General features: G+C 45.9%; 20 protein-coding genes. 9 read left to right on the forward strand and 11 right to left on the reverse strand.

What is annotated here, in order from left to right; translation table 11 throughout:
• Window positions 1-199 precede the first annotated feature (199 nt).
• Window positions 200-1,243: a WD40 repeat domain-containing protein gene (locus NC997_RS19730; RefSeq protein WP_190429974.1), complete on the forward strand. Its 1,044-nt coding sequence runs from the start codon at window positions 200-202 to the stop codon at window positions 1,241-1,243.
• 289 nt (window positions 1,244-1,532) lie between these two features.
• Here NC997_RS19730 and NC997_RS19735 read toward each other — a convergent pair whose 3' ends face one another.
• Window positions 1,533-1,835 carry an RNA-binding protein gene (locus NC997_RS19735; RefSeq protein ID WP_190410814.1) on the reverse strand — a complete coding sequence of 101 codons (303 nt, stop codon included), beginning with the start codon at window positions 1,833-1,835 and terminating at the stop codon, window positions 1,533-1,535.
• Window positions 1,836-2,229: 394 nt separating this feature from the next.
• Here NC997_RS19735 and NC997_RS19740 point away from each other — a divergent pair, with 394 nt between their 5' ends.
• Window positions 2,230-3,294 (forward strand): WD40 repeat domain-containing protein, encoded by a 1,065-nt coding sequence (locus tag NC997_RS19740; RefSeq protein WP_190525138.1) that lies wholly within the window; start codon window positions 2,230-2,232, stop codon window positions 3,292-3,294.
• A 218-nt stretch (window positions 3,295-3,512) separates the two neighbouring features.
• Here the strand turns inward: NC997_RS19740 and NC997_RS19745 are convergent, their stop codons facing one another.
• From NC997_RS19745 to NC997_RS19760, 4 genes are all read right to left on the reverse strand, one after another.
• Complete coding sequence (locus NC997_RS19745; protein ID WP_190429972.1) at window positions 3,513-5,933, reverse strand: sucrose synthase; 2,421 nt, start codon at window positions 5,931-5,933, stop codon at window positions 3,513-3,515.
• 184 nt (window positions 5,934-6,117) lie between these two features.
• Window positions 6,118-7,641: a carboxypeptidase M32 gene (locus tag NC997_RS19750; protein ID WP_190525140.1), complete on the reverse strand. Its 1,524-nt coding sequence runs from the start codon at window positions 7,639-7,641 to the stop codon at window positions 6,118-6,120.
• Window positions 7,642-7,865: 224 nt separating this feature from the next.
• Window positions 7,866-10,679 (reverse strand): tetratricopeptide repeat protein, encoded by a 2,814-nt coding sequence (locus tag NC997_RS19755; protein ID WP_242031259.1) that lies wholly within the window; start codon window positions 10,677-10,679, stop codon window positions 7,866-7,868.
• Window positions 10,680-11,143: 464 nt separating this feature from the next.
• Window positions 11,144-12,073: a tetratricopeptide repeat protein gene (locus tag NC997_RS19760; RefSeq protein ID WP_190525142.1), complete on the reverse strand. Its 930-nt coding sequence runs from the start codon at window positions 12,071-12,073 to the stop codon at window positions 11,144-11,146.
• Window positions 12,074-12,638: 565 nt separating this feature from the next.
• On the opposite strand from NC997_RS19760, the gene NC997_RS19765 reads away from it, so the two are divergent.
• The 3 genes from NC997_RS19765 (at window position 12,639) to NC997_RS19775 (ending at window position 15,513) form a co-directional block, all read left to right on the forward strand.
• Window positions 12,639-14,066 (forward strand): aspartate ammonia-lyase, encoded by a 1,428-nt coding sequence (locus NC997_RS19765; RefSeq protein ID WP_190525144.1) that lies wholly within the window; start codon window positions 12,639-12,641, stop codon window positions 14,064-14,066.
• Window positions 14,067-14,125: 59 nt separating this feature from the next.
• Window positions 14,126-14,428, forward strand: coding sequence for a hypothetical protein (locus tag NC997_RS19770; protein WP_190410808.1), 303 nt, complete (start codon window positions 14,126-14,128; stop codon window positions 14,426-14,428).
• Between the two features lie 122 nt (window positions 14,429-14,550).
• Window positions 14,551-15,513 (forward strand): DUF362 domain-containing protein, encoded by a 963-nt coding sequence (locus NC997_RS19775; RefSeq protein WP_190525146.1) that lies wholly within the window; start codon window positions 14,551-14,553, stop codon window positions 15,511-15,513.
• 264 nt (window positions 15,514-15,777) lie between these two features.
• On the opposite strand, the gene NC997_RS19780 is transcribed toward NC997_RS19775, so the two are convergent.
• Window positions 15,778-16,023, reverse strand: coding sequence for an HNH endonuclease (locus NC997_RS19780; RefSeq protein WP_190410806.1), 246 nt, complete (start codon window positions 16,021-16,023; stop codon window positions 15,778-15,780).
• A gap of 33 nt (window positions 16,024-16,056) precedes the next feature.
• Here NC997_RS19780 and NC997_RS19785 point away from each other — a divergent pair, with 33 nt between their 5' ends.
• Window positions 16,057-16,350, forward strand: coding sequence for a DUF4090 family protein (locus tag NC997_RS19785; protein ID WP_190410805.1), 294 nt, complete (start codon window positions 16,057-16,059; stop codon window positions 16,348-16,350).
• Window positions 16,351-16,416: 66 nt separating this feature from the next.
• Here the strand turns inward: NC997_RS19785 and NC997_RS19790 are convergent, their stop codons facing one another.
• Together NC997_RS19790 and NC997_RS19795 are read right to left on the reverse strand one after the other, a co-directional pair.
• A complete protein-coding gene (locus tag NC997_RS19790) occupies window positions 16,417-16,809 on the reverse strand; it encodes a KGK domain-containing protein (RefSeq protein WP_190525148.1) in 393 nt (130 codons plus the stop codon).
• A gap of 154 nt (window positions 16,810-16,963) precedes the next feature.
• On the reverse strand, window positions 16,964-19,420 hold the full coding sequence (locus NC997_RS19795) for a dynamin family protein (protein WP_190525229.1): 2,457 nt from the start codon (window positions 19,418-19,420) through the stop codon (window positions 16,964-16,966).
• A 137-nt stretch (window positions 19,421-19,557) separates the two neighbouring features.
• Between NC997_RS19795 and NC997_RS19800 the strand changes: the two genes are divergently transcribed.
• The 3 genes from NC997_RS19800 to NC997_RS19810 all read left to right on the forward strand — a co-directional run bounded on the left by NC997_RS19800 (window position 19,558) and on the right by NC997_RS19810 (window position 22,477).
• Window positions 19,558-19,962, forward strand: a complete 405-nt coding sequence (locus NC997_RS19800) for a PPC domain-containing DNA-binding protein (protein WP_190410803.1) — start codon at window positions 19,558-19,560, stop codon at window positions 19,960-19,962.
• 331 nt (window positions 19,963-20,293) lie between these two features.
• Window positions 20,294-21,781 carry a DUF2157 domain-containing protein gene (locus tag NC997_RS19805; protein ID WP_190525150.1) on the forward strand — a complete coding sequence of 496 codons (1,488 nt, stop codon included), beginning with the start codon at window positions 20,294-20,296 and terminating at the stop codon, window positions 21,779-21,781.
• 15 nt (window positions 21,782-21,796) lie between these two features.
• A complete protein-coding gene (locus tag NC997_RS19810) occupies window positions 21,797-22,477 on the forward strand; it encodes a GDYXXLXY domain-containing protein (protein WP_190525152.1) in 681 nt (226 codons plus the stop codon).
• Window positions 22,478-22,554: 77 nt separating this feature from the next.
• Here the strand turns inward: NC997_RS19810 and NC997_RS19815 are convergent, their stop codons facing one another.
• From NC997_RS19815 to fni, 3 genes are all read right to left on the reverse strand, one after another.
• On the reverse strand, window positions 22,555-22,797 hold the full coding sequence (locus NC997_RS19815) for a hypothetical protein (protein ID WP_190410800.1): 243 nt from the start codon (window positions 22,795-22,797) through the stop codon (window positions 22,555-22,557).
• Between the two features lie 110 nt (window positions 22,798-22,907).
• A complete protein-coding gene (sppA, locus tag NC997_RS19820) occupies window positions 22,908-24,722 on the reverse strand; it encodes a signal peptide peptidase SppA (RefSeq protein ID WP_190525154.1) in 1,815 nt (604 codons plus the stop codon).
• Window positions 24,723-24,810: 88 nt separating this feature from the next.
• The gene (fni, locus tag NC997_RS19825) at window positions 24,811-25,884 is read right to left on the reverse strand and encodes a type 2 isopentenyl-diphosphate Delta-isomerase (protein WP_190525156.1); all 1,074 of its coding nucleotides are present in this window, start codon (window positions 25,882-25,884) and stop codon (window positions 24,811-24,813) included.
• Between the last annotated feature and the right edge of the window lie 70 nt (window positions 25,885-25,954).

Here is a 25,954-nt window from a genome sequence, read left to right on the forward strand (position 1 = left end):
TTTCGTGCTGGTTATTTAATCGGGAGTCTCAACTGTGCAGAAAATCGATAAATTTTTACTCAGAATGCAGCTTCTGACCGCAGAGAGTGTGCGGAGCGGGTATCGCCATCTATATTAAGAAACGACCTGTAAAATTCTGCAATTACTGCCCATATTTCAGCAGATGTGCAAAATTTCTTCCCATTCGTCTGTTATTTTTATGTTTTCTGCTCAAACTAGGACTTTAGTTGGTACGATAGGCGCGATCGCCACAGTCATCGCTACGAGCGTTACAATTCCACCAAGCAACATCAAGGCATACGCGGCTCCAATCGATGCTTCTGTTGCAGTAGCGAACTTAAACGCTTGGGAAAACGCTCAACTAGAACGCACCCTCAGAGGGCATTCAAATTGGGTAAATGCTGTCGCCATTAGCCCTGATGGAACAACTTTAGCCAGTGGCAGTTCTGACAACACGATCAAACTTTGGAATCTTTCCAGCGGACAAGAAATTGGCACCCTTACCGGGCATTTCAAACCAATTTTCACAATTGCATATAGCCCCAATGGGCAGCTTCTCGCTAGCGGCTCTCAGGATAATACAATCAAAATCTGGAATCTTGCTACAGGTCAAGTAATCCGCACTCTCAGGGGGCATTCTAGCTCCATTGATTCGGTCGTTTTCAGTCCTGACGGGCAGTTTATTGCCAGTGGAGGTAAGGACGACACGATCAAGATTTGGAATCTGACTTCCGGCGAGCAAATTTTAAGCCTCACAGGTCATGCTAATGGGATTGATGTTGTTGCCTTTACCCCAGATGGGCAGACCCTCGTGAGTGGTTCTGAGGACAAAACGATCAAAGTTTGGGATTTATCTACAGGTCAAGTCATCCGCACCTTGAGAAAACATACAAATGCGGTTCATTCCTTGGCAATTACCCCAGATGGACAGACACTTATAAGTGGGGGCTTTGACAAAACTATCTACCTTTGGGATATGACCACATGGCAGCTCAAAGGTCGCCTGAGAGGGCATGCAGACATGGTTTATGCAGTTGCTATTAGTTCGGATGGACAGTTTCTCGCTAGTGGTAGCGAAGATAGAACAATTAAAATTTGGAGCCTAAAAACTGGGAAACAAATTACAACGCTGACGGGTGATTCTAGTGCAATTTATTCCCTCTCTATCAGCCAAGATGGACAGACGATTGCAACGGGTAGTTATGACAAAAACATCCGAATTTGGCGAACGCAGGGACTTTAAATTGAATAGCTAAAAACTAAAATCTGGGCTAAAAGCTTAAACCCATTGAAGCGAGTTTTAGCTTCCCCACGAAACTTTTAGCTTGACCAATGCTATAAATGTCGCTCGTTGACGTACATCTTGAATCGTCACACTTGAGAGGCATACCTGCAAAAAAAAGGCTTAAGCATTATGCTTAAGCCTTTTTAAATTTAAGACGAGTAACTGAAACTAATTGCGCTTACAAATTACTCAGCCCTTTTTGTCTCAGCTTTTTCAAGGAAAAACTAAAAAGGTTTAGCTTCAAAGCTTAGTAGCGGCGAGAAAAGCTGTTGTTTCCGCGACCACCACCACCAGAGGGGCCTCTATCTTCTTTGGGCTTCGCCTTGTTAACTTTCAAGTCGCGACCCATCCATTCAGCGCCGTCAAGCGCTTCAATGGCAGCTGTTTCTTCAGCTTCTGTACCCATTTCTACGAAACCAAAGCCACGTAGACGACCTGTTTCCCGGTCAGTGGGTAGCTGGACGCGCTTTACAGAACCATACTCTGCAAAAACCCCAGTTAGGTCTTCTTGCGTAACTTCGTAGGATAGATTGCCTACATAAATAGACATAGATTGTCTCCAAAATCAGAGGGGTGAAGAGATTTGAATTTCGGAGAGAAGCCTGTCAAGACCAAAAGGAAAACACCTATCAATACTATAAACAAACACTGCAACCGAATTTATTCTCACTTATTACGGTAGCACAACAGATTCTGGAATGGGGCTTTTGGTATCTAAGTTTTCCCCAACTAATCTTTAAAGTTTGACCGAGTATAGCTTCTAGCTAATTTCCCGGATTCGGAAAAGTCCGAGCGATCGCTTTCCTTGCGACTGCATACTTCTAAGAAATTTGCAACGGTAACATTACATAAATTCTCTAATTCTGGGCACACAGGTAAATCAACAACGTCTCAGTGTAAAGCAACACATTTTTGTAGTGTGCGTTGTGTCCCAATTTACTAAAATGACAAATCAGCAAATTTCCGCTAAGGTTTTCACGGCGCTGATCGTGGTGGCAACGATTGGCGTTTCTGCAATGCCTATGTTTAAAGCAGTATCTCAGCCGCCTGTCATTCCATCTACCTTAACGGCTCAAATACCCACCAACACTTGGCAAAATGTGCGACCGATTCGCACCATCGAGGCTCATTCAGGGAGCGTGGGAGCGATCGCGATCGCTCCCAACGGACAGCTAATGGTTAGTGGTAGCGATGATGGCACGATCAAAGTATGGAATCCGAAAACGGGTCAACCAATTCGCACCCTAACTGGGCATACTGACACCATTTGGGCACTTGCGATTAGTCCTAATGGGCAAACCCTCGCCAGCAGTAGCGCGACCAACGATGGCTCGCTAAAACTGTGGAATTTAAAAACTGGCAAGGTAATCCGGACTATCACGCGGGATTGGTACGTTAAATCTCTCGCCTTTAGCCCAGATGGAGAGCGCCTTGCGATTGGTAGCTGGAACATGACTGCACGGAACGCAGAGATTGAAGTGTGGAATGCACGCACGGGTAAATCGATCTATAGCTTCCAGGGATCTCCTCAGTCGAATTTAATGGTCGCCTTTAGTCCCGATGGAAAAACTCTCGCTAGTGGGAATGAAGACAGTACGATCCAAGTATGGGATCTTAGGTCAGGCAAACCCATTCGCACCATCAACAATGGAGAGGCTGTCAGAGCGATCGCTTTTGGTCGAGATAGCAAAACCCTTGTCAGCGAGACTTATAACCAAATCGTCAAAATCTGGAATCTGCAAACCGGCGAACTCATCTCTACACCGATTAAGGATTCAGGCACCGTTTTCGTGAATGCTGTTGCTTTGCATCCAAATAATCGGATACTTGCAAGTGCATTAGGCGGATCGGAAGGCAGTTTAAACTTAGTTGATTTGCAAACTGGTAATATAATCAATCCTTTTACAGGGTCTTTTAACGTTATCTCCTCACTCGCATTCACCCCGAACGGGCAGACTCTTGTTAGTGGTAATTTTGACGGAACAATTACCTTCTGGGAACCCCAATAGTTATACTTTTTCACTTTTGCCTGAAGTGAGATTGGCATCGCTTCAGGCTCTATTTCCCTTCTCTTGCGTAGGAAAAGCCCGACTCTAGACACATTGGTTAAGAATGTTATCTGCGACCTTCTCTTAGCTCCCAATAAATTGGGGGTTGGAGGGATCGAAACGTAATGCAAATCACGTCAGATCCCCCTAGCATCCAATTTATTAAGAGGAGAAACTCCCTATCGCTGCATTTGCTGTTCCAACAGTTTCTGCGCTCTCGGCTTGTAAATTAAATAGAACAACGCCTCAATGTAACGCAGTAGATCTTCGCGGTTCTCCTTGGAAGTATAATTCCAGAAGCCGTAAATTCGAGCTAAAGATAGAAGTTTGGTTGTGTGAATCTTCCACGTATAAGTGCTATAAACTCGATCAATCGCTCGTGTAGAAATTTCGTACCAGTAGTTAGGATTTTGGTCGCACTTAGAGACAAACTCCAGGATTTTTTCCGCCATTTCTTCAAGATGCGTCGGGTTAATGTAGAACCCATTAAACTTATCCTGAATAATCTCTAACGGGCCACCGAATTGAGTAGCAAATGTCGGTAAACCAGAAATCATTGCCTCCAAAATGGTCAGACCAAAAGCTTCAAACAGCGCTGGTTGAACAAAGACACCTTGGCGATCGGCAATCACCCGATAAATTTCACCGGAGTCGGTTTTAGAAAGGCGCACGCCTAGCCAGCGAATTTTACCTTGTAGATTGTACTTTTCAATGATTTGGTAAAGCTTAACAATTTCATCTTTTTCTTCGTTATCGCTTGATTCCTCAACGCGCAACTTCCCAGCAACTAAAATTAAGTTGCAATGTTCTTGTAAAGCTTCGTTCTTGCCAAAACACTCAGCCAATCCGGTAAGATTTTTGATTCGGTCGAGACGAGCCATTGAGAAGAGAGGGCGCTTGTTCGGATCGTCCAATTTCCCTAAAATTTGGGACGGATCTTCGAGGGTAAAGAGCATCTCCTCGATCCGGGCGCGATCGCTCGGTATGCGATCTTCGGTACGCGAATAGGGAAAATAAGCATTTTCATTTACTCCAGGCGGCACCACGTTGAATTTGGGGCTAAATAGCTCAACTCCGCTCACTACATGGTACAAATCCGGCATCGTGAAACACTTGTAAGATTCATACTGTCCCACACTATCCGGCGTTCCGACAATTTCTTGATAAGTACTGCTAATGATGAAATTTGCAGCATTCATCGCAATTAAATCGGCAGTGAATTGTAGGGAGAAATGATACTTTTCTTCCAAGTCGTTCCAGTAGAGGTTACTGAAAAGATATTTAGATTTTTCTAAGGCGTGGGCAATGTTGCATTGAGTCACCTTCAAGCGACGCGCCAGTAAAAATGCCACCAAATTACCGTCGGAATAATTTCCGACAATTAAGTCGGGCTTACCTTGAAATTCTGCCAGCAGCTCTTTTTCCGAGTCGATGGCATAGCTTTCTAGATAAGGCCAAAACTCAAACCGGGAAATCCAGTTTTGAGTCACTTTGGGATTAAACTCTCGCAAAGGCACTCGCAAAATCCAAGCATTATCTGTGCCGTGAACTTTTTCTAAGCGTTGGTTACACAAAGTACCATCGCTATTCGGAATTAAGCGAGAGAGAATAATTACTTTCGGCTCAACACCTAGAACATCCAACCCAGCCAGCGAGAGGTCTTCTTGCATCTGCTGTTCGAGACTCTTGGCTTGGTCGAGGACGTAAACGACCTGTCCGCCAGTATCCGGACGTCCCAAGACACCTTCTTGCCCAAACCAACCGTGGGGAGACACGAGGACAATCCGGAAGACCATTGGAATCCGGGAGAGAAAAGCTTCTAGAGTCTGATGATCGGGGGAGTCGAGGAGTTCATCAAGAATTTCTAGAGTTTCCCGCACCCGTCCGGCGGTGTTTCCCCACCCAGGCTCAAAGCCCATTGCTTGCAAATCATACCGAAATTCATCGTAGCTTTGCTCAAAAGGGCGATCGCCCAAAAATCCCAAAGCTTGCTTGACACGACTAGAAAGTTGCTGCTGCGATTTAATTCGCCCGTTGATCAGCAGTTGCAGATTGTTATAGGAATGGACGCTTAAAAATTGAAACAAGCTCTCCAGCCATTGTCCGGGGTCTTGAAAGAGTTTGCTCGATAAATAACGGTTGAGATACTGTACCCCCTTACCAATATTTTTAGGGTCGCGAATGGTCGGGGTATAGTCGTAAAACGGCTGAAAATCGAGTTCTAGGATGTCGCCTTCCTGGGGATGGAAGCGATTCACCAGGCGATCGCGTACATCCAGCAGTTCTTGCACCGTCATTGGTTCGACAATTAAATCTTCCGTTAACCGATAGATTTCTTGAGAAGCAATGGTTGGGCGGACGATCAAACAGATGTTTCCATCCTCCCGAATAATTTCTTGAGTGTAGTAAATTAATTTACCTAAATGGGAGGATTGGTCAAAATGTTCAGGCTTTTGGTGATTTGTGCAGTATTCGGAAAAAGCATTGAGAATGTCGTTTCTCAGTAAATACGACTTGTCCTGTTGGCGTAACTCACTCACAAATTGGCGCAGATCGATTTTTTCATCACTCTCTAAAACAGCCTGAATCAAATCGGACATGACAACTCCCTAGATTAGTTCAATAACATTCACAAAGACTAAACTACAAAATGTTTTTCCTGGTGACGCCCTTCCGAAGGTGGAAGGAGTACGTCTCAAACCAAAATTAATTCACCGTTCATCTTTCTTAAGAGTGAATCGGCTAGGCTATGCCTAGCCTAGCTTCTTTTCACGCTATTGTGTATCACAAAGCGTAAATTTCTCCGTATTTTTGCTGAATATAACGAATCAAGGGATTAATACTCAAACAATTGCCAGTGACGCGCTCGATAATTTCAGCGGCGGTATATTTCTGTCCGTGTTGGTAAATATTCTCTCTCAGCCAATTATGTAGAGTGCTGAACTTCCCTTGCTCGATTTCGGTAGGAATTTGGGGATTTGCCTTGAGTGCAGCTTCAAAAAACTGGGCGCTCATCATGTTGCCAAGAGTATATCCTTGGAACATTCCGCCGATGCTACCCGTGTACCAATGGACATCCTGCATGACGCCAACGCTGTCGTTGGGGGGGATAACACCCAAGTCCGATCTGTAGCGTTCGTTCCATGCTTCCGGGAGATCGCGCACTGCTAGGTTGCCTTCGAGCAGCGCCAATTCCAAGTCAAAGCGGATCATGACGTGCAGGTTGTAGGTGACTTCGTCGGCATCGGTGCGGATGAGCGATCGCTCGACTTTATTAATCCCTCGGTAGAATGTCTCCAGAGGTACATTACTGAGTTGATTTGGGAAAGCTGCTTGCAGTTGCGGATAGCAGAATTTCCAGAAGTGGCGGCTGCGTCCCACCTGATTTTCCCATAGCCGTGATTGGCTTTCATGCACACCAGATGAGGTACCGGTGGCTAAAGGCGTCCCTTCATATTCTGGGTTAATCCCTTGCTCGTACAAGGCGTGTCCCATCTCGTGAATGGTGCTAAACAGTGCCTCATTCAGATCGTTTTCTCTGACGCGGGTAGTAATTCGCACATCCCCAATCGAGAAATTGGTCATAAATGGGTGCAGTGTTTTATCTTGCCGTCCCCGTTGGAAGTCATATCCAATCTGTTCGATAACCTTTAAGCTAAACGCTAGCTGTTCGGCTTCTGGAAAAGTTTGGTGCAAGCAACTATCATCGGCAATCGGTTGGGAAGCGATCGCATTTACAATCGGAACCAGTTCTTGACGGAGTTCCGCAAAGAGCGATCGCACGGTTGAAGCCTTCATCCCGTAATCGGCACCGTCAATCAGCGGATCTGCAATATGCTCGTAGCCAGAGAAAAAGCTAGCATAGTCGCGGCACATATCTAGCGTTTTTTCCAGATAAGGCTGCACGGCGGCAAAGTTATTTTCCGGACGCGCTTTTGCCCAAGCACCATAAGACTGAGTTCGGTGGAGAGACATTTTTGCCATAAAATCTGCTGGCACCCGCACCGCGCGATCGTAGCTGCGTCTGACGACACGAATTAGGCTGGCTTCATCAGAGTCATAGGACAAGCTTTCCTCATAGGGACGCAAATCTTCCAACAGTTGCGCGATCGCTGGATCGGTAAACTTAGTATGGGCAATTTGCCGCAGAGTCGCCATCTGCCGCCCTCTCGCCGCTGCACCCCCAGGCGGCATATAGGTTGCCTGATCCCAGTAGAGTAGGGAAGACGCTGAATTAATGTCATCAATTTCGGTGAGGTGGGTTTTGAGTTCTTGAAGTTTGGGGTGAGTCTTGTCCAGAGTCTGCATGATTCGCTGTTGATACTCGTTTCCTATAGTGTGGCGCAGGACGAGCGAATATCAGTTCAACCACCGTCCGCGATAGGTCACTTTCCCCAGCTTGCTCAAGGCGAATTTACTAAAAGGGGATATTGCCAGGGGAGTTGACCATTTTTGCAGTAAACTTGCAGCCTTAAATTCTGCTAGTGCAAATCCTGTAGTACCGCCCGCGAGAATCTATTGGCATTTGCCAGTTAATTTGTGTTTTCTTGCATCAACGCTTGAAACCGCAAATCTGAGCGAATGCTGTCAAAGTCTGGGTTTGTTTTCGCTTCCCTGCGGCATCGAGGAGAATTCAAATTAATTGCCTGTTGCAGGTTTTCAATTGCCATATAAGAGTCGCTTTGCAAGGCATAACAGCAAGCTTTGCCGTAATAACCACTCTCATCATTAGGTTGCAGTTCTAAAGCTTTGTCACAACTAGCCAGCCCTTCTTCGTAGCTTCCTGAGCGAGCCAGAACTATACCATGATTGACCCACAATACAGGCTCTTCCGGTTGCAATTTCAACGCTTTTTCTTGGTTAGCTATTGCTTCGTCATAACGACCTAATAAACTTAGTACTAAACCCTTATAGCTCAAAGCTCCGGGGTAATCGGGTTTAATTGCCAAGGCTTTATCGCAACTGATGATTGCTTCGTTATAACGACCTAAGTTCCGTAACGCAATGCCCCGATTTTCCCAAGCTTCGGGGATGTCGGGTTTAATTGCCAAGGCTTTATCACAGCTAGCGATCGCCTCTTCATAACGACCTAAGCTCACTAGCGCACTGCCCCGATTGAGCCAGGCTTCGGGGATGTCGTCTTTAATTGCCAAGGCTTTGTCGCAGCTAGTGATCGCCTCTTCATCACGACCTAACTTCGTTAGCGCACCGCCCCGGTTGAACCAAGCTTCGGGGATGTCGTCTTTAATTGCCAAGGCTTTATCGCAGCTAGCGATCGCCTCTTGATCACGACCTAAGTTCAATAGCGCAGCGCCCCGGTTGCACCAGGCTTCGGGGAAGTCGTCTTTAATTGCCAAAGCTTTATCAAAGCTAGAGATCGCCTCTTCATAGCGTCCTATTTGATAAAAGCCATTGCCTACATTAAAAAAGAGACTGCTGTTAAATTCAGGATGGGTTGGAGTTAAAATTTGTTCTACTTGCTCCTTTGCTCGAAGCAGTAAATCCAATCGCTGGCTGGGATGACAGCGTATGAATTGGTACATTAGCCCTGTATATTTAGCTAGCCCGTCCAAGGAGTCCACTTTCCCCAGACAATGTTTTAAAGATGCTTCTATTTGTGGCTTGATATCGCCAATCTGCTCAAGTTTAAATTCATAGCTATCTGGATAGCTACCTAACACTTGCCAGCCTAACCCAATGGCAAGGTTTATGTTGTCTAAAAACTTTCGTGTATCATCGGGCAACAGTTCGTAATCCTCAATCTCTGCTTCAGCTGCAACAGATGCAAAGGGGGGCATCACTACTCCAATTTGATTCAGATATGTGCCAGCAAAGAAATGGGTCATTAACTGACGCTGACCAGAATCTCGATTAGCAAATAGAGCATGATAGATAGATTCAGCAGTATATTCACGCCATTTAGAATTTTCGTATTGATCTGGGGGCGCATTATCTGGGTGGACTTCTTCGTTTGCTAACCGCTCAAAGTATTTAGCTAGTAAAGCATGGGTTTCACGAAACTTTCTCTGGTTCGCCTTACACTGCCATCTTCGCAATACATCTCGCGCCACATCTTTGAGGTAAAAGTGGTCGTCTTCTATAACTAACTCTTGCTGACTTAACCATTCAAAGCAATTAAGGCTTGTATCCGCGCCTGTTTGAAAATCTAAGCCGTTAGCTACTATCAGTTTCTGAATTAATGATTCATCAAACCAGCGACAGTAAGCTGCCAGTTGCATTACCTGTTTTTGCGCCGGAGTCAAATCCTCCAGCAATCGATCAACAAGTTCTCTATTGTCACGAGAACAGTTAATCTTTCTGCCTTCTTCGTGCTGCTGTCTAATCAAGTCAAGATGGAAGGGAAACCCATCTGTCGCTTTATAAATTTGCTGAATCTCCCTAGGCTCAGTAATCCCAATTTTCTTGAGATATGCCTCAGTCTGCCTTTTATCAAATCTCTCTAGCTCCCTTTCATAGATTAAATTCCGAATCTTCTGGGACTTCTTCTTCAAAGAATATCGCCCTGCCACCACAATGCGAATCGGCTGAGGTTGCAAATCTTTCTCTTTTAGCAGATACTCGGACAGCCAAAGGTTAATATCTGAGGTCGCTTTTTCATAATGGTCTAGTACGAGTATTATTGGAGGGTTTTGCACCTGCTGGATCTGGCTCAACCGCGCATTTTGGATATGGAGTAATCCCTGCACAAATGCTTTAGTTAACTGGGGTATGGGTTCCAGCAATAGTTCTTGCAGCTGTTTATCCCGCTTGGTTGCTGGATGCTTGAGCAGGACGCGCTCTTTAATTGCGCTCACCCCTGTCACCGTGCCTTTTGTTGTCTCGGCAAGAGCATTAGCTCCCAAACCCATTGCGGACACAGGCTCAATTGGTGCTAGAAGCAATGCACCCAATCCATACACAGCAGCAGAGCCTAGTTCTTTTACTAAGTTGCGTTGATCCTCTTCAACGACTTGCTTGCCTTCAATGGGTTCATCTTCCAGCCGCGTAAGTGTCTGGTTGTATTGCTGGTAAAGCTTATTGAAAGGGTCGGACTTAAATAATTCTCGTTTCCAGAGGTCAGGTTTGGGCAATTGCTCGTACAAGGTTGCCATCACCTTCAAGGGTGTTTCTCTAATCCCTGTCTTACCGCTGAAGTCAAACTTGGCAATACAAGCCTGCTGGTGCGTCTGTTGCAATTTCTCTAGCAGAGTGCTTTTGCCGATTCCTCCAATGCCGTAAACGTGAAACAGCAGGGGGTGTGAGGCTGGCTCCTCTAATGCTTTGGCAAAGGCTGTAAGAAAGTCTTCTGCTGGCTTGCGGGAGATGTAGTATGGCTGACTGGTCATGTGGATGAGAAGAGGATCTGTTGATGAACGTGTCTGAAGAATTGCACTCTTCCCCAGATCCTAACCTTTGCTTCTAGAGCAGCATGAGAACTATAGTGTTAAGCTACGCAGAGATGCCCAGTGCTGTCGCCCTGCTTGGCGCATTCATGACATTAGGGGGCACCAAAATGAAGATCGTGGAGTGTCTTTGGACGACTTTGAGAAAATGATGAATTAACTACTGGGGCGAACAGGTAATTGTAAAAAACAAGCTGTGGCGGTTGGGAATTTACCTGTAATCAAACCCAAAGTAGACGATATAGGAGACTTAGCGCCGTTCACATAGTTGGAGACACCAGGAAGACCTTATACCGTGGAAGAACTGGTTACGATCGCTAAAGAATTGCTCGATTGAACAGATTTAGGTAGGGTGGAGGCGTCTATCTCCAACCCTACATTGAGGGGGAATGAGCAATAAAACTGGATCAAAACCTGGGTGCTTCCAGCAGCGCCTCAAACAAATCTTGATCGCGAACTGCGTCGAAATCTGGGTCGTATTTCGCCATTTCCCGATATTTTTCCTCACTCAGACGAATCGCTTGTTGCAAGTTGTGGACTGTCTGCTCGACATTGCCCAGCAAAGCATAGTAGCAAGCTTTGTTATACCAAGCGGTGGGGTAGTCAGTCTGAAGTTGTAACGCTTTATCACAAGCAGCGATCGCTTCTTCGTAGCGAGCTAATTTCCCTAGAGCAATGGCTTGGTTGAACCAAGCTTTGTAGTATTCCGAATTAATTTCCAAACTTCTTTGGAAGCTAGAAATTGCCTTTTCATAAAGCCCCCAATCATTTAGGGTAATCCCTCGGTTGTACCAAGCATTGCAGGAATCTGGTTTAAACTCAATCGCTCGGTCATAGCTATGTATCGCCTGTTCGTAGTGATTGAGTTGGGCAAGAGCATTGCCTCGGTTGTACCATGCCCAGTAGGCGTCTGGACGCAGCTTCAGCGTGCGGTCAAAGCTGGCGACCGCTTTTTCATAGAAACCCCAGTCAATTAAGGTAATGCCCCGGTTGTGCCACGCAGCGGAAGCATCCGGGTTAAATTCTATGGCGCGATCAAAGCTATTAAGCGCCTGTTCGTAGCGACATAATTTCCCCAGCGCAATACCCCGGTTGAACCAAACCCAAGAAGCATCAGGTTGAATTGACAAGGCGTTGTCGAAGCTGGCGATCGCTTCTTCATGGCGACCTAAATTCCCTAGGGCAAAACCCCGCTGCGATAAGGCATCGGGGTAATTGGGTTCGCACTTGAGGGCGTTGTCTAAACAAGCGATCGCCGCTTCATATTTTGCCGACTGAAGCTGGCGTAGTCCTTGCTGGAAGAAGAATTCTGCTTCGAGGCTAATAGTTTGACCCATAGAATTTTGCATCTTACTTTAGGAGGATCTTGTATTTAAGATTCCCAAAACAATAACATAAGTCAACATCAAGACGGTAAATCCCTTTCTAAAATACATTCAAAGCAAGAACGATAAATTCTAGATGACCGCTGGGCAAGGGATTCAGCCGCTAGAGACAATAAAAAATTTCCTTAAGCAGTCGGTACGGTAATCCTTATTTAACCTCTCTCTCACCTACTGGGTGCCAAGGGAGGAGCGATAAATATTCTCTTCTATAAGAAATTGACTCCGCTTCCCTCTGTCTTAGGGCAGGATTAGAAACCTTGGGCAGGGGTTATCCCATTTTCGATTTGGGATTTCAGATTCTAGGTGACACCAGTCTTGTCAGTAGACACTTCTAACAATTTATTTGTGCCGACCTTCAGGTGAAATGGGATTTAGACGGATCTTTTCTCAGAAGGATTGCGCCGGTATTGCGTAATCCTTCTGAGAAAAGAATGCTGCCAAATCTGAAGACTGACTCATCGCATCCCCCAGCTAGACATGGGATGATCTCATCTAAAAGAATCCATAGACGACTAACATGACTGAACAGATAGGTAGAACCTACCGCATCGAACGCGATTCAATGGGCGATCGCCAAATCTTGGATAACGTGTACTACGGCATTCAGACGCTACGGGCGATTGAAAATTTCCCGATTAGTGGAATTAAACCGTTGCCCACTTATATTGATGCTTGCGTGCTGATTAAGAAAGCAGCAGCGATCGCAAATGGGGAACTTGGCTGCATTCCCCAAGACATCAGTCAGGTAATTGTCCAGGCGGCGGATGAAGTGCTTTCCGGGAAGTTCCGCGATCAGTTTGTCGTGGATGTCTACCAGGCGGGTGCGGGGACTTCGCACCACATGAATATCAACGAAGTATTGGCGAATCGGGCGCTGGAACTGCTGGGCGATGAAAAAGGCAATTACAAGCGCGTCAGTCCCAACGATCATGTTAATTACGGTCAATCGACGAACGATGTAATTCCCACGGCGATTCGGATTGGGGCGCTGGTGGCGCTGGAGAGGACACTGTACCCAGCTTTAGCCGATGCGATCGCAGCTTTGGATAACAAGGCTGAGGAATTTCAAGATGTCGTCAAATCTGGCAGAACCCATCTGCAAGACGCCGTACCCGTACGACTGGGCGAAAACTTCCGCGCTTGGGGGCAAATTCTCGCAGAACACATGATTCGCATCGAGAGGGCATCTGAAGATTTGATGGCGCTGGGTTTGGGTGGAAGCGCGGCGGGAACTGGGTTAAATACCCATCCCCAATACTGCGATCGCGTTGCCCAATTATTATCAGAATTAATCGACCAACCCTTGCGCCCAGCCCCTCATCTGATGGCGGCAATGCAGAGTATGGCACCTTTTGTCAGCGTTTCTGGTAGCCTGCGGAACTTAGCCCAGGATTGCGTCAAGATATCCCATGACTTACGGCTGATGGATTCCGGGCCAAAAACAGGTTTAAAGGAAATTCAGCTACCGCCAGTACAGCCTGGATCGTCGATTATGCCAGGGAAATATAACCCTGTGATGGCAGAAATGACTTCGATGGTGTGTTTTCAGGTAATGGGGTACGATTCGGCGATCGCTTTAGCTGCCCAAGCGGGACAGTTAGAGTTAAATGTGATGATGCCGCTGATTGCCTATAACTTGATTCACAGTATTGAAATTTTGGGCAATACCTTAAGCGCACTAACACAGCGTTGTTTGGAAGGAATTACCGCCAATCGCGATCGCTGCCTTGCCTATGCAGAAGGAAGCCTCGCCCTCGTCACTGCCCTCAATCCCCACATCGGCTATCTCAACGCGGCTGCTGTTGCCAAAGAATCTCTCGAAACTGGCAAATCCTTGCGGCAAATTGTCCTAGAACGAGGTTTGATGAGTTCCGAAGAACTAGCCAAGGTCTTAGACTTGGAGGAAATGAGTGCTATGTCAGGAGTGCAGCGTCCAGAGTTGTAGATACACCAAAATTTGCATCTATCCAAAACTCAAAACTTTCTACCCAGGAGTCTCGTTCTATGCATAGTCATGATGGTTTGACCCAGTTAACTTTTCACTATATTGATGGGCACACAGAATCCTTTACTATCTATGAGTCAGTAGAGGAAGGCTTAGAAACAAAGCAGGAAATTCGGCAAGAAGTCCGTCGGCTTTTAGATAAATCTTGGTGGATTCTCCACTTACCTGAAGAAACGGTTTTTATTAACACCGCCAATATTACCAAAGTTGAGGTGAAGCCCCCGATTCCTCACCTCCAGGGAGAAGATGTCTTCTCGAATGCCCAGCGGGTAACTGCCCTGACTCGTGGCAGCAATCGCTGAGAATTTGAGATTTTAGATTAAGAATTGCCAGGTCTTCATGAAGAATTGGAGACTGGCAATTCTCGCTTTAATTGATTCAAAATTCTTGTATTCGCTCAATCCTCAATTACAAACGCAGAATCATGAAACCTTCCGTTAGTTTAATTCGTGCGAATTCCTACGATCGGCAACTATTGCGAGAATCGGTAGAAAGTTTGCTGGAACCGTTGGGAGGAATCAAAGCTTTTGTCAAAGCAGGCGATCGCGTTCTCCTGAAGCCCAATTTACTCACTGGCGGACATCCGAGTAAAGAATGCGTCACCCGTCCCGAACTGGTTCACTGTGTTGCCAAACTGGTACAGGAAGCGGGTGGCAAGCCTTTCCTGGGGGATAGTCCCGCGTTTGGCAGTGCGATGGGTGTGGCAAAGGCAAATGGTTATCTTCCTCTCATGGAAGAACTCAATTTGCCGCTAGTGGAATTTACAGGGAAGCGTTACGAAACCGTTAGCGAAGGGTTCAACCATCTGTTGTTGTGCAAAGAAGCAATGGATGCAGATGTGGTAATCAATCTGCCTAAACTGAAATCTCACTGTCAGCTAACGATGACAATGGGCGTTAAAAACTTATTCGGTTGCGTACCGGGAAAAATGAAAGCTTGGTGGCACATGGAAGCAGGGAAAGATAGCGCCCGATTTGGGGAAATGTTAGTAGAAACTGCAAGGGCAATTAATCCTACCCTAACGATTTTAGATGCAATCATTGGGCATGAAGGGAACGGCCCCAGCGGTGGGGAACCTCGCTTTTTAGGAATTTTAGCGGCATCGTCTGATGTATTTGCCCTGGATCGGGCGATTGTGGAAATTCTCAATGTAGATCCTCTCAACGTCCCTACTATGGCGGCTTCGATAAGATTAGGGCTATGCACAAATGTGGAGGAAATTGACTTTCCCCAACTGCATCCGGATGATCTAAAGGTGCTGGATTGGCAACTTCCTACTAACATGATGCCTATCGACTTCGCGATGCCTCGCGTGATTAAGTCCACGTTTAGGCATCTTTACATTCGGTTTATCAAGGAACCGATGAATGCCTACGCAGGACGATAAGAGTTTATCGATAAAAAAACTCGGTTTTTATCAAAACTGGGTTTGGAAAGCTATCAAATAAACAACTTTGAGGCAGATTCGGTAAATTCTGTTACAGTAGGCTACAAAATCATCAGCGTAATCTATTATCTACCCTCCGATTGCTTAGGAAGACCGCCCTGACTCATGCTAGAGGCGGTTTTTTTCTGCCTGCCAAATGACGGAGTGTTAGCAGCGCTGCGCGGACAGTATATTTTTAAAACCGAGTCTGGTGTGTTTTCTAGATTAAAGATCGAAATAACGCCGGAACCGAGGATCTAAATGGTTGGTTTTGCGCTGGTTACAGGGGAGACAGAGGGTTTGTAGATTGCTGATGTCATTAGAACCGCCACGAGAGAGCGGTATGATGTGGTCAATCGTGAGGTTTGCTTCTAGCGCCGTTTTGCCGCAACTTTGGCACTGACAGCGATCGCGCTGAAACACATACTTCCTCACTTCTGCCGGGATGCGAATTCTGGGCGTTTTAGTCATAAAATGCTCTTGTAAACACGATCCCACGCTGCAATGAATCCAGACAATCAAACAACTACAGGTGCTGATGCGATTGATGTAGCGATCGCTCAGGGAATTGATTTTGACGGTTCCCCGATTCCAACACCAAAACTAGAATTATACACAAAAGTAATGGGGCTGGAAGCTGGGCGGCAGCGCAGCGGCGTATCCAATACGATGCGTTCGAGGATTGTTCGCATCGGCGCTAAGCATATTCCTCAGGAAGAACTCAACCAGATGCTAATCGACGCCGACTTTGCACCGCTGAAAGAAAAAGAAATCGCTTTTTACTATAGCGGTAAATAGTATTAGTAATAGTAATTACCCCCTAGATGAATAAAAATCTAGGGTTTTTTTTTATCAATTTCTCTCCTAATTTTCTTGATTAATCATCTTCCGAAGATCGTCAAGCGGCGATTCCGATTGGCTAATCTCTGGTATTTTTTCAGCATCAGGTTCATCAGGACAAAACTCTACAGCAACTTGGAGTTTGAGTCTAAGTCTTCCTTTTTTCCAGCCCTTAGCACCGATTCTGAGTATTTCACAATCTATACCTTTTTTAAATAATATATTGGGAGGTCGAAGGTTATCAATCTTATTTATTGATACTTCTTTAAATGATAATGAATAAATTAGCGCCTCTACTACTGAGTCGGTATGGGATGCTTCATTCACTGCTTTCTTGACTTTACCGACTTTGAATAGTTCTGGAAATGAAAAAACATCATCTTCGTTGAAATCTATCACGTCTATCCAGTTTTCCATGCTAATCTCCAACTATTTATTTTTACAAGAACCAGCAAATAGAGTTCGCGGCTGTATAAACAAAGTTCACATACGCGGAGTAATAGATTTGAAACCCGCGTAGGCGGGTTTCGTTTGTGTAGCCGCGATTTCCAATCGCCAAGGCTATGATGAACTATGCTTCTGAATGAACAACTCCATTACCCATAGCGCTAACCTTGGCAGCTTCTAAACTAGGCTCAATTGAGCTAACATCAGAATCAGCAATTACAGGCAGTTGACGATCGTACAAGCCTATCGCCTGCAAACAACCATTGATACTGGCAACCGCAGAGTTGTAAGCCGCTATTTTTTGCTCAACTGTACTTTGCAAACGGCGATTGTTAGCAATTTTTTCCTCAGCTTCTTGTTCTAGTGTTTGCTCTAAATAAGCACGAGCTTGAGTGTACTGCTGTAATATTTCATCAGCTTGATGCGCTGCCATTGGCAATAAATTAGTGGTGAGAGTTTGATTAACGGTTGCTGGAAAACCACTACTAATTGTTGCTTTGACTTTTGGCTCAAAATCTAACTTTAACAACTGACGGATTGCCGGTTCTGCTGCTATCATACTTTCACAACCATAACTTTGGGAAGTTTGCAACAACGTTTGCCGAAATTGATAAATCGAGAAAGTACCTTCATCGTAAAAGCGAGGACTTTCACGGACATAGCGATTGCATTCGTCACTTGCTGCATTGACTAAAGCATGATGAACCTGTTTTTCTATCTCTTTTAACTTTTGCTCAATCCCGCCATCATTGCCTAGCAAACGATAAAGCTGGCGATAGTAATCAGATTTGCGAACTTGTTCAACTAAACGCTGGAATAGGTTAGTAACTACTTCCTGACAAGACTCTTTCAAAATATCCTCTAGTTGATTTGCCAAGTAATAAAGCGCCTCAACTAAAACAGCAATCAAAGGTGCTGTAGAATTGCGAGGATGGCTGAGGATAGCGCGACTATAAGCATCTGCAACCGAGAAAGTATCCAGCAACTCATCTAAACGACGAACCATCCGAGATTGCAGTTGGCGAAAATCTGCCTCGAAAGCACTGGATTGACCTGTTACAACCTGATTTAATTCTTCTGTGATATGCTGGTGAAATTCTTGACCAATTTGCTGTAACTGCTGGTTAAGACGTTGTAATTCCTGCGTCTTCATTGCCTCAATTTCGCGGGGTTGGCTATCCAAGTCGCGCAGCGCAGATTGGTAATGTTTCTTCAGACTAATGCAGGCATCTTCGAGATCGTCAGCTAGATTCTTGAACAGTTGAGGACGCTTCTCTTTGGTAAGATAGTCTGTAACAGCAGCGCGAAACTCTTCTATTCCACTATCTTGAATTAACTGTTGAATGATAGGTGTACCTTGTTCAGCTAAAATCCGCACGTAATTTTCATTTGGGGATTCGTAGCTATTAACGGAAATCCGGAACTTGTTAGGAGGTAATTTTCCAGAATTCGCGCAGTAGTTATTAAAGGCTGTAACAAATTGTGGTGTTTCTTCTCGTTCATCCAAGCCTTTAACACTATCAGCAAAGACAGAATCTAAACCAAAGCGATCGCGTCCACTGGTCTGCTTAATCTGACTGCCGTAAAATCCTAATAGTCCGCTCGTTTTATAAACCCTAGTAGTATCTCGAAACTGAGCGCTAATCAAACCGTCTAAACGTTGCCTTAACTGACTGTTATACCAAGTTTCATCGATCCGGTTGAAGGCAAAGAATACGCGATCGCGTATCCCCGGATTTGAGCGCATTTTCTCCAGCAGTTCCGTTTCTTCCTTCGTCATGTCGCCAGCAGACGCCGGTTTGAGAACGCACACCACCGCTGACGTATCCGGATGTTCAATCTTAGCGTAGGTCAGTTGTGCGTCTTTCTCCACTGGCGCATCAATTCCCGGCGTATCAATAATCACATTTCCATCCCGCAACAGCGGATGATAACAGTAATACTCAATTCGCTTCAAAACCGCGCTGTTACTGCCACGACGAGCATAACCAGCCGCTTCTTTGAGGTTGGAGAAGTTAAATTGCTCCATTGAATATGTAGCATTATTAACCGTATTGATGCGATCGCGATTGGCAACAAATCCTTCCAGCAACAACATCAGCGCATTCGCTTGTTTTGCTCTTTCTGATTTACTTTCTCCACCCTCAATCTCGATAATTGCTTGGCATCCATCGCTTAGCAATTGAATCACTTCAGATTGATTAATATTGCTAGCTGTCCCTAATCCCAGCATCTGAGATACCGCACTTGCCTGTTCCCGAATTTCCACCTCACTCAGAAACGTCAGCACCACTCGTTCTTTATCCGGTTCGGCGTACTCAATTTTACATTCCGTACCTGTAGCGTGTCCCTCTGCACTGTAAAGCAATTCCCGCTCTAACAGAGCGTTAATTAGCATCGATTTCCCCGCACTAAAAGCACCCGCAAATACAATCTCAAACTTAGGAGAAATCGCTTTTCCGAGGGATGTCTGTACGGGTGTAACATCTTGCGATCGCAGAGACGGCTCCTGATGCAACAGTTGTAGTATAGTCTCGACCTGTTCTTTCAGATTTTGACACTGAGGCGGCAATTCAGGCACAGTTTGCATCCTATCAATATAAAGTAGAAGCCTTTACGCATATTTTAGGAATGGCAATTCATGATGGGTATGATGGAATTACCGATACAATTAGTAATTATCAGCGTAATCCCAGTAGATTTACCAGTCTTTAATTAATGAAAGTATTTGCTATTCGTCTGAAGCCAGATCAAGATTTAAAAAAAAGCTTACAAGATTTTGCAATCAAGCAAAATCTTCAATCGGGCTTTATCTTAACCGGAGTTGGCAGCTTGAAAAAAGCGACTCTTCGCTTTGCAAATCACAGGTATAGTACAGCTTTTAACGACAATTTTGAAATTATTTCTCTCAATGGCACTCTGGAAGCGGCTGGCATTCACCTGCATATCGCCATTGCAAATAAAGAAGGAAAAACCATCGGCGGACATCTCATGGAAGGCTGTATTATCTATACAACTGCTGAAATTGTCATCGGAGCTAGCGAAGAATTAACTTTTTCAAGAACAATGGATGAGCAGACAGGCTATAAAGAGTTGGAGATTTTTCCAAACCCTAATTATTAACTAAATGCTATTTAGCCTTAAATTACTTAAAAATGTATTGCCAAGTCGTCAGCATAAGAATAGCCAAGGACAAATTCCCCGTTTTTTCCTGACATCAAAGAAAGTAAGGAGGAAAAGGTTAAGGATGAATTAAGAGTTCAAGAAACTTTGCTTGTTCGCCTAAGTCATCGAATAGACGCCGACTGAGTTTAAGCAGTAACGTAGAAGGTTTTCCCATCTGTAGATAGTGAATCTAACTGTCACATCCCCTTGAATTGCATCATGGGAGGGCGTTAAAACTAAGTTTATAGTCAAAAAAATTAGACTACAGAGCGGATTGTAATTGAGGGTTATGGTTTCAGATAAATTTCGCCGTCAGTTACGTCAGGAAGCAAATCTTTGGCGAACTGAGGGGCTGATTGATGCTCAACTATACGAACAGTTATCAGAGCGTTATCAATTTAATAGGCTGGAGACTGCTGCCCGCGATCGCTTTGTCATGATCTTGTTAGGGTTGGGGAGTATCCTCATTGGCTTGGGGACGATCAGTTTTGTAGCAGCAAACTGGCAGGAGTTGCCGCGAAATGGCAAAGTAACGCTGCTACTGAGTTTGTTTATTGGAGTGAATATTGCTGGTTTTTACTTGTGGCGGCGTCCGAATGGGGCGCAACAACGCCTCGGTCATGGATTCTTGCTCTTAGGAGCAATCATTTTAGGGGCAAATATGGGGCTGATGGGTCAGATGTTTCACATCAGCGGTCCCTTCTATGAGTTATTGCTAGCGTGGGGAGTCGGTGTACTAGCAATGGCTTACAGCTTGCGTTTGACTTCCTTAAGCGTGCTGGCAATTATCATTATCGGATTGGGTTACTGGAGTTTTTGGTGGAACTGGGAAGGGGCAAGCTGGTCAAATTCCTACTATTATGAAGAGTTTTCCTGGTCATCCCAGATGGGACAACATATGCCGCTGTTGGCAAGCTTGATGTTTGTGCCGCTGGCATACTGGTGTCGTTCTCGCGTGATTTTTGGACTAGCAGCGATCGCAGTTATTTCTTCTTTGGAAGCAAACCTCCGACCGCTCAGCTTAGGACTATTTAATCTATTTTCCCTGAAGTCTACGGGTATCGTATTAGCGATCGCCTTGGCACTGCCCCCCGCACTGTTGTGGGGCTATGATGACTCGCTGTGGGTCTACAGTGACTTAAATCGGGTTCCGAAGCCAAACCAAATCTTTCCCGCCTCTTGGCAAGGGGGAAGCTGGGGAGGTTCCTTTCGACCCCTCGCCCGTCGTTTGGCGCTGGTATTTCTAGGCGTTGTACTTTATCTGTCGTCCTCGCTTTGGTTCTGGGGTGTTTTATCCAAAATGTCTTCTGCGGAGCAATCCGCGAGAGTTACTTGGTTTCCCCTGGTAGATGTAGTGATTTTGAGTGGGTTGGCAATCTTTGCGTGGTTGCGTCTGCTGTGGCTTACCAGAAGCCTTCGCACTCGTCGGGAGGAAATTCTGACCACAATTGCCATCGGTATCTTTATCTGCTTCATGGCTGGGATACCCGTTTGGCATCTCACCGTCCAGCCAATTCCCCTGCTTGCCACTTTTATTGGCAATGTGCTGTTGTTCTTGTTAGCCGCGGGATTGATGCGCCAAGGGCTAGCACAAGCAGAACGCAGCGCCTTCTGGGGGGGCATGATGCTATTAATTGTGCGAATTCTGACTTGGTTTGTGTTGTCTGCGACGGGATTAGTCTTCAAATCCTTGCTGTTTATTCTGTGCGGTATCACTGCGATCGCTATCGGGCTTTGGTTCGAGCGCTATGTCCGCACGCTGGAAATTAAAAATTGACTCAGAGGATTTTTAATGAGGCACACTTCTCAATCATCTTCAATCGCTCCGACTCTCATAGAGCCACAAAAGCGAATGCCTGCTTGGAGACTCTGGGTGCCTCTCCTGTTGCAAACGGCAATTGTTCTTGCCGCACCTGCCCAGCCACTTTACACTAACCTCACTGGGAAAACGGTCGTTCTCAAGACGGTTCCCGTAGACCCATACGATTTCTTGCGTGGCTATTCGCAGACGCTAAGCTATGACATCTCACGTCAAGAGAATTTGCGATCGCTGCCGGGTTGGAAAGCCTTAGTGAAACAACACCTCGAAGCAAAAGCAACGGATTTGCCACCGTCCGTACCGCCTTTAAATTCTTTACCGACAGGAATTCGCTTCTACGTGATTTTAGAAGCGCCTGCTGCTAAAACAAATTCTCCCCAAGCATGGAAACCCGTGCGGGTGAGTAGCAAGATGCCCAAATCTTTGCCAGCAAATCAGATAGCGTTAAAGGGCAAATCTAGCGGTAATTCCATCGACTACGGCTTAGAAAGCTACTATATGCCAGAAGCGCGGCGGGATGAAATTAACCAAGATATTTATCAAGCCCGATCGGACAGACAACGGCAAGCGATTGTGGTGGAAGCGAAGGTGGATGCCCAAGGTCGTGCAGTACCGATTAGCTTCTGGGTAAACGATCGCCGTTATCGATTTTAATAGGGGAATGAAAGTATGGCTAATTGTTCGACATATCTTATCAATTAGCGATACTTTCATTACTAAGAACAAACTTTCTAATCTTCTTGCCGCTTTAGCTGCAAAGTAGCACCCAGTGCTGCTCCTGCTCCCGCTATCAAACCCATACACATTCCTTGAATCGTTTGGCTCGTGGGGTCTTGCATCAAGCATTCACTGGTAGGCGTTTTGGCTTGCAGACATTGATTACTCTCTATCCAGTTGGAGACGCCTCCCACAAGGATACCAGCAGCACTACAAGAAACGATCAGCAGGACAAAGCGGTTAGATTTTCTATCCATAGATAGATGCTTTTAATTATTGGGTGAGCTGTTCCGTTCAGTCTACTCTACCTATCGGAAGACTGTTACCGTATATTCCACATTTTCAACTGCCTATTCCGGACGTTGCACTAATCAATTCGCAAATTATAGGGCAAACGGGCGTAAATACCTCTAGGATCGTTCATTGTTTTGAGCGCTACTAATTCTTCTTGTAACTTGAGGAGTTCTGCACTCAGCAGATCGGATGGCTGCTTGGTTTGGGCATTATCCCCACCCGCAAACTGTTTCAAAATGCGTTGTTCTAGACTGCGAACCTTGGGGTACTCTTCCAGCTCCCAATTCTCACCCAGTTTAGCGGCAACGGCAGCAGATTTGATCGCATCATCAATACCGCCAATCTCATCAACCAGTCCCAGTTGCTTGGCATCTTGACCCGACCACACTCGTCCTTGGGCAATCTCAGCGACTTTCTGCTTTGATAGTTTTCGAGAATCCGCCACTTTGTTGAGGAACTGACCGTAAATTTGGTTAACAAATCGCTGATGAATCGCCAATTCTTGAGGCGTTTTGGGACGTGAGACCGTATTGCTATCCGCAAATTTGGAAGTTTTGACGACATCCCAGGTGATGCCATTATTATTCGCAAGCTTTTGGAAATTGAGCAGCATCCCAAAGACACCGATCGAGCCGGTAATGGTATTTGGTTCGGCGTAAATCTGATTAGCATAGGTGGAAATCCAGTAGCCACCGGATGCTGCCATATCTCCCATAGAAACGATGATTGGCTTCACCTGACGAGTTAGCCGTACCTCTCGCTGAATCACCTCAGACGCCGAGGCGCTACCGCCGGGACTATTTACCCGCAGCACGACAGCCTTCACATCTTTATCAAGTCGCAGCCGTCGCAGCTGTCTGGCAAAGCGATCTCCTCCCACTTGCCGAGAGCCACCTTCGCCGTCTACGATTTCCCCTTCGGCGTAAAGTAGGGCAATTTTGTTGTCAGAAGTGCGATCTTTACCTTCGGTTTGAGTCGCTCTAGCGTAAGTAGCAAGGCTAATTTGACGGAATGTTTTATTCTCTTCGGTTCTGCCAGTTAGCTTTTTCAGGTCTGCCACCACCTCATCTAGATACGCTACCCGATCCACAAAGCCACGCTTTTTCGCATCCGGTGCGGTTAATATTCCTTGAGTGTCTGCGATCGCTTGTAGCTGTTTCGGGTTTAATTTTCGACCCTGGCTCACTGTTGTCAAAAAGTCTCCCCACAAATCGCCCAACAAATTCTGAGTTTGTTGTCGGTTCTCCGGACTCAGTTTCGTGAGTACATAAGGTTCCACCGCTGACTTAAATTTCCCAACCCGGATCACCTGAACCCCAACCCCGTATTTCTGCAAGGCTCCTGTTAGGAACATCGACTCAGAACGCAAACCGTTCATTTCGATTGTTCCCAACGGGTTCATCACAATGGTGTCTGCCACTGAGCTTAAATAATATTCCCGTTTCCCCAAATCCATGTTGTAGGCAATAATCTTTTTGCCAGACTTACGGAATTTTTCCAGCGCCGAACGGACTTCTTTGAGCGTGGCAAACCCGGTGCTAGAACTAGAGGAACCACTGCCGTCTAGATATACGCCTACAATCCGCTTATCTTTAGTTGCCTGCTCAAGGGCATTCAAAACCGTTCGCAGCCGCACGCTATTATTTTCCTCACCAGATAAAGCTTCGCTGATTGCTTCGCTGGTGCTGGATATCGGATCGCTATCCGTAATCGTCAAAGACTGATCGATTACCAGTACGGATTTATCCTCAACTTCCGGCCCTGTATCTTTAGATGCCACCGCAATCAATAACAAGATTAGCCCGCTCGTTCCCAAACCGAAAAATAGGATGAGTCCGAATAGGCTTCCAAGCAAGCTAGCAAAAGTTTGTTTTAGGAAACTACGCATTAGGCTGGGGTTAGGGTAATGGGTAATTGGGAATGGGTAAAAGTTTTAAGCTTTGAATTCACTTATCGCTTTCCCATTTCCAACACAGTTATCGTAATGGTTGCAACGCGCCAGACTGTTTCAGACCAGACAAGGTGGGATTGCCAGTGCAGAATAATACAGTGGTGATTTCAGCGACTAATACTTCAACCAAAGCATCAAGGGCGTCTTCCGATTCTACGGCTGCCTGGAGAAAAGGCCACGCCAGACCCGCGAGATCGGCTCCTAGCGCGATCGCTTTTGCCACTTCCAGACCGTTGCGTAATCCCCCAGAGGCAATCAAGGGAATATTTGGGGCAATGGCTCGAATACTGGTAATGCATTCTGCTGTGGGCAAACCCCAATCAGCAAAAGTTAGTCCTAACCGGCGCTGCTGGGCATTTTCAGCCCGTTCACTCTCCACCTTTGCCCATGATGTCCCACCGGCACCGGCAACGTCAATGGCGCTCACACCCGCATCAATCAACTTCTGCGCGATCGCAGCGGAGATGCCATTTCCCACCTCTTTGACAATCACGGGTACTGGTAACTTATTGCACAGATTTTTAATTTTGTCAAGCAAACCTCGGAAGTTGGTGTCACCTCTGGGTTGAATGCACTCTTGCAAGGCATTGAGATGCAAAATCAAGGCGTCTGCCTCTAACAAGTCAATTGAGCGCAGACATTCATCAACTCCATAGGTATAGTTAAGTTGCACCGCCCCCAAGTTCGCAAATAGGAGAATATCGGGAGCAAGCGATCGCACGGCGAAAGTTGAAGCAACCTGGGGATTCTCCACCGCTACCCGCTGGGAACCCACGCCCATCGCTAGGTTATAGCGTTGCGCCGCAGCAGCTAGACGATAATTAATCATCCTCGCCAGTTCCGTTCCCCCCGTCATCGAAGAAATGAGCAAAGGCGCACCAAGCTGTTTTCCCAAAAATGTTGTTGAGATATCAACTTCACGTCGATCTAACTCCGGCAAACAACAGTGATTAAAGCGGTAGCCTTCCAATCCATTCGTTGTGGAGTGAAATTGCACATCCTCATCGAGACAAATTTTTAGATGATCTGCCTTTCGGGTCTGGGTTTCTTTGGTAAGAGCCGGGTTATTAATCAATCTACTATCTCCAACGTTCTGCATAGACAGCGCCTGACAAATCTGTACAGACTGGTTTATTAACAATCTCGATTTTCCCACCAACACACCAGGG

Source organism: Trichocoleus sp. DQ-A2, assembly GCF_039961915.1.
Taxonomy (GTDB): domain Bacteria; phylum Cyanobacteriota; class Cyanobacteriia; order Cyanobacteriales; family FACHB-T130; genus FACHB-T130.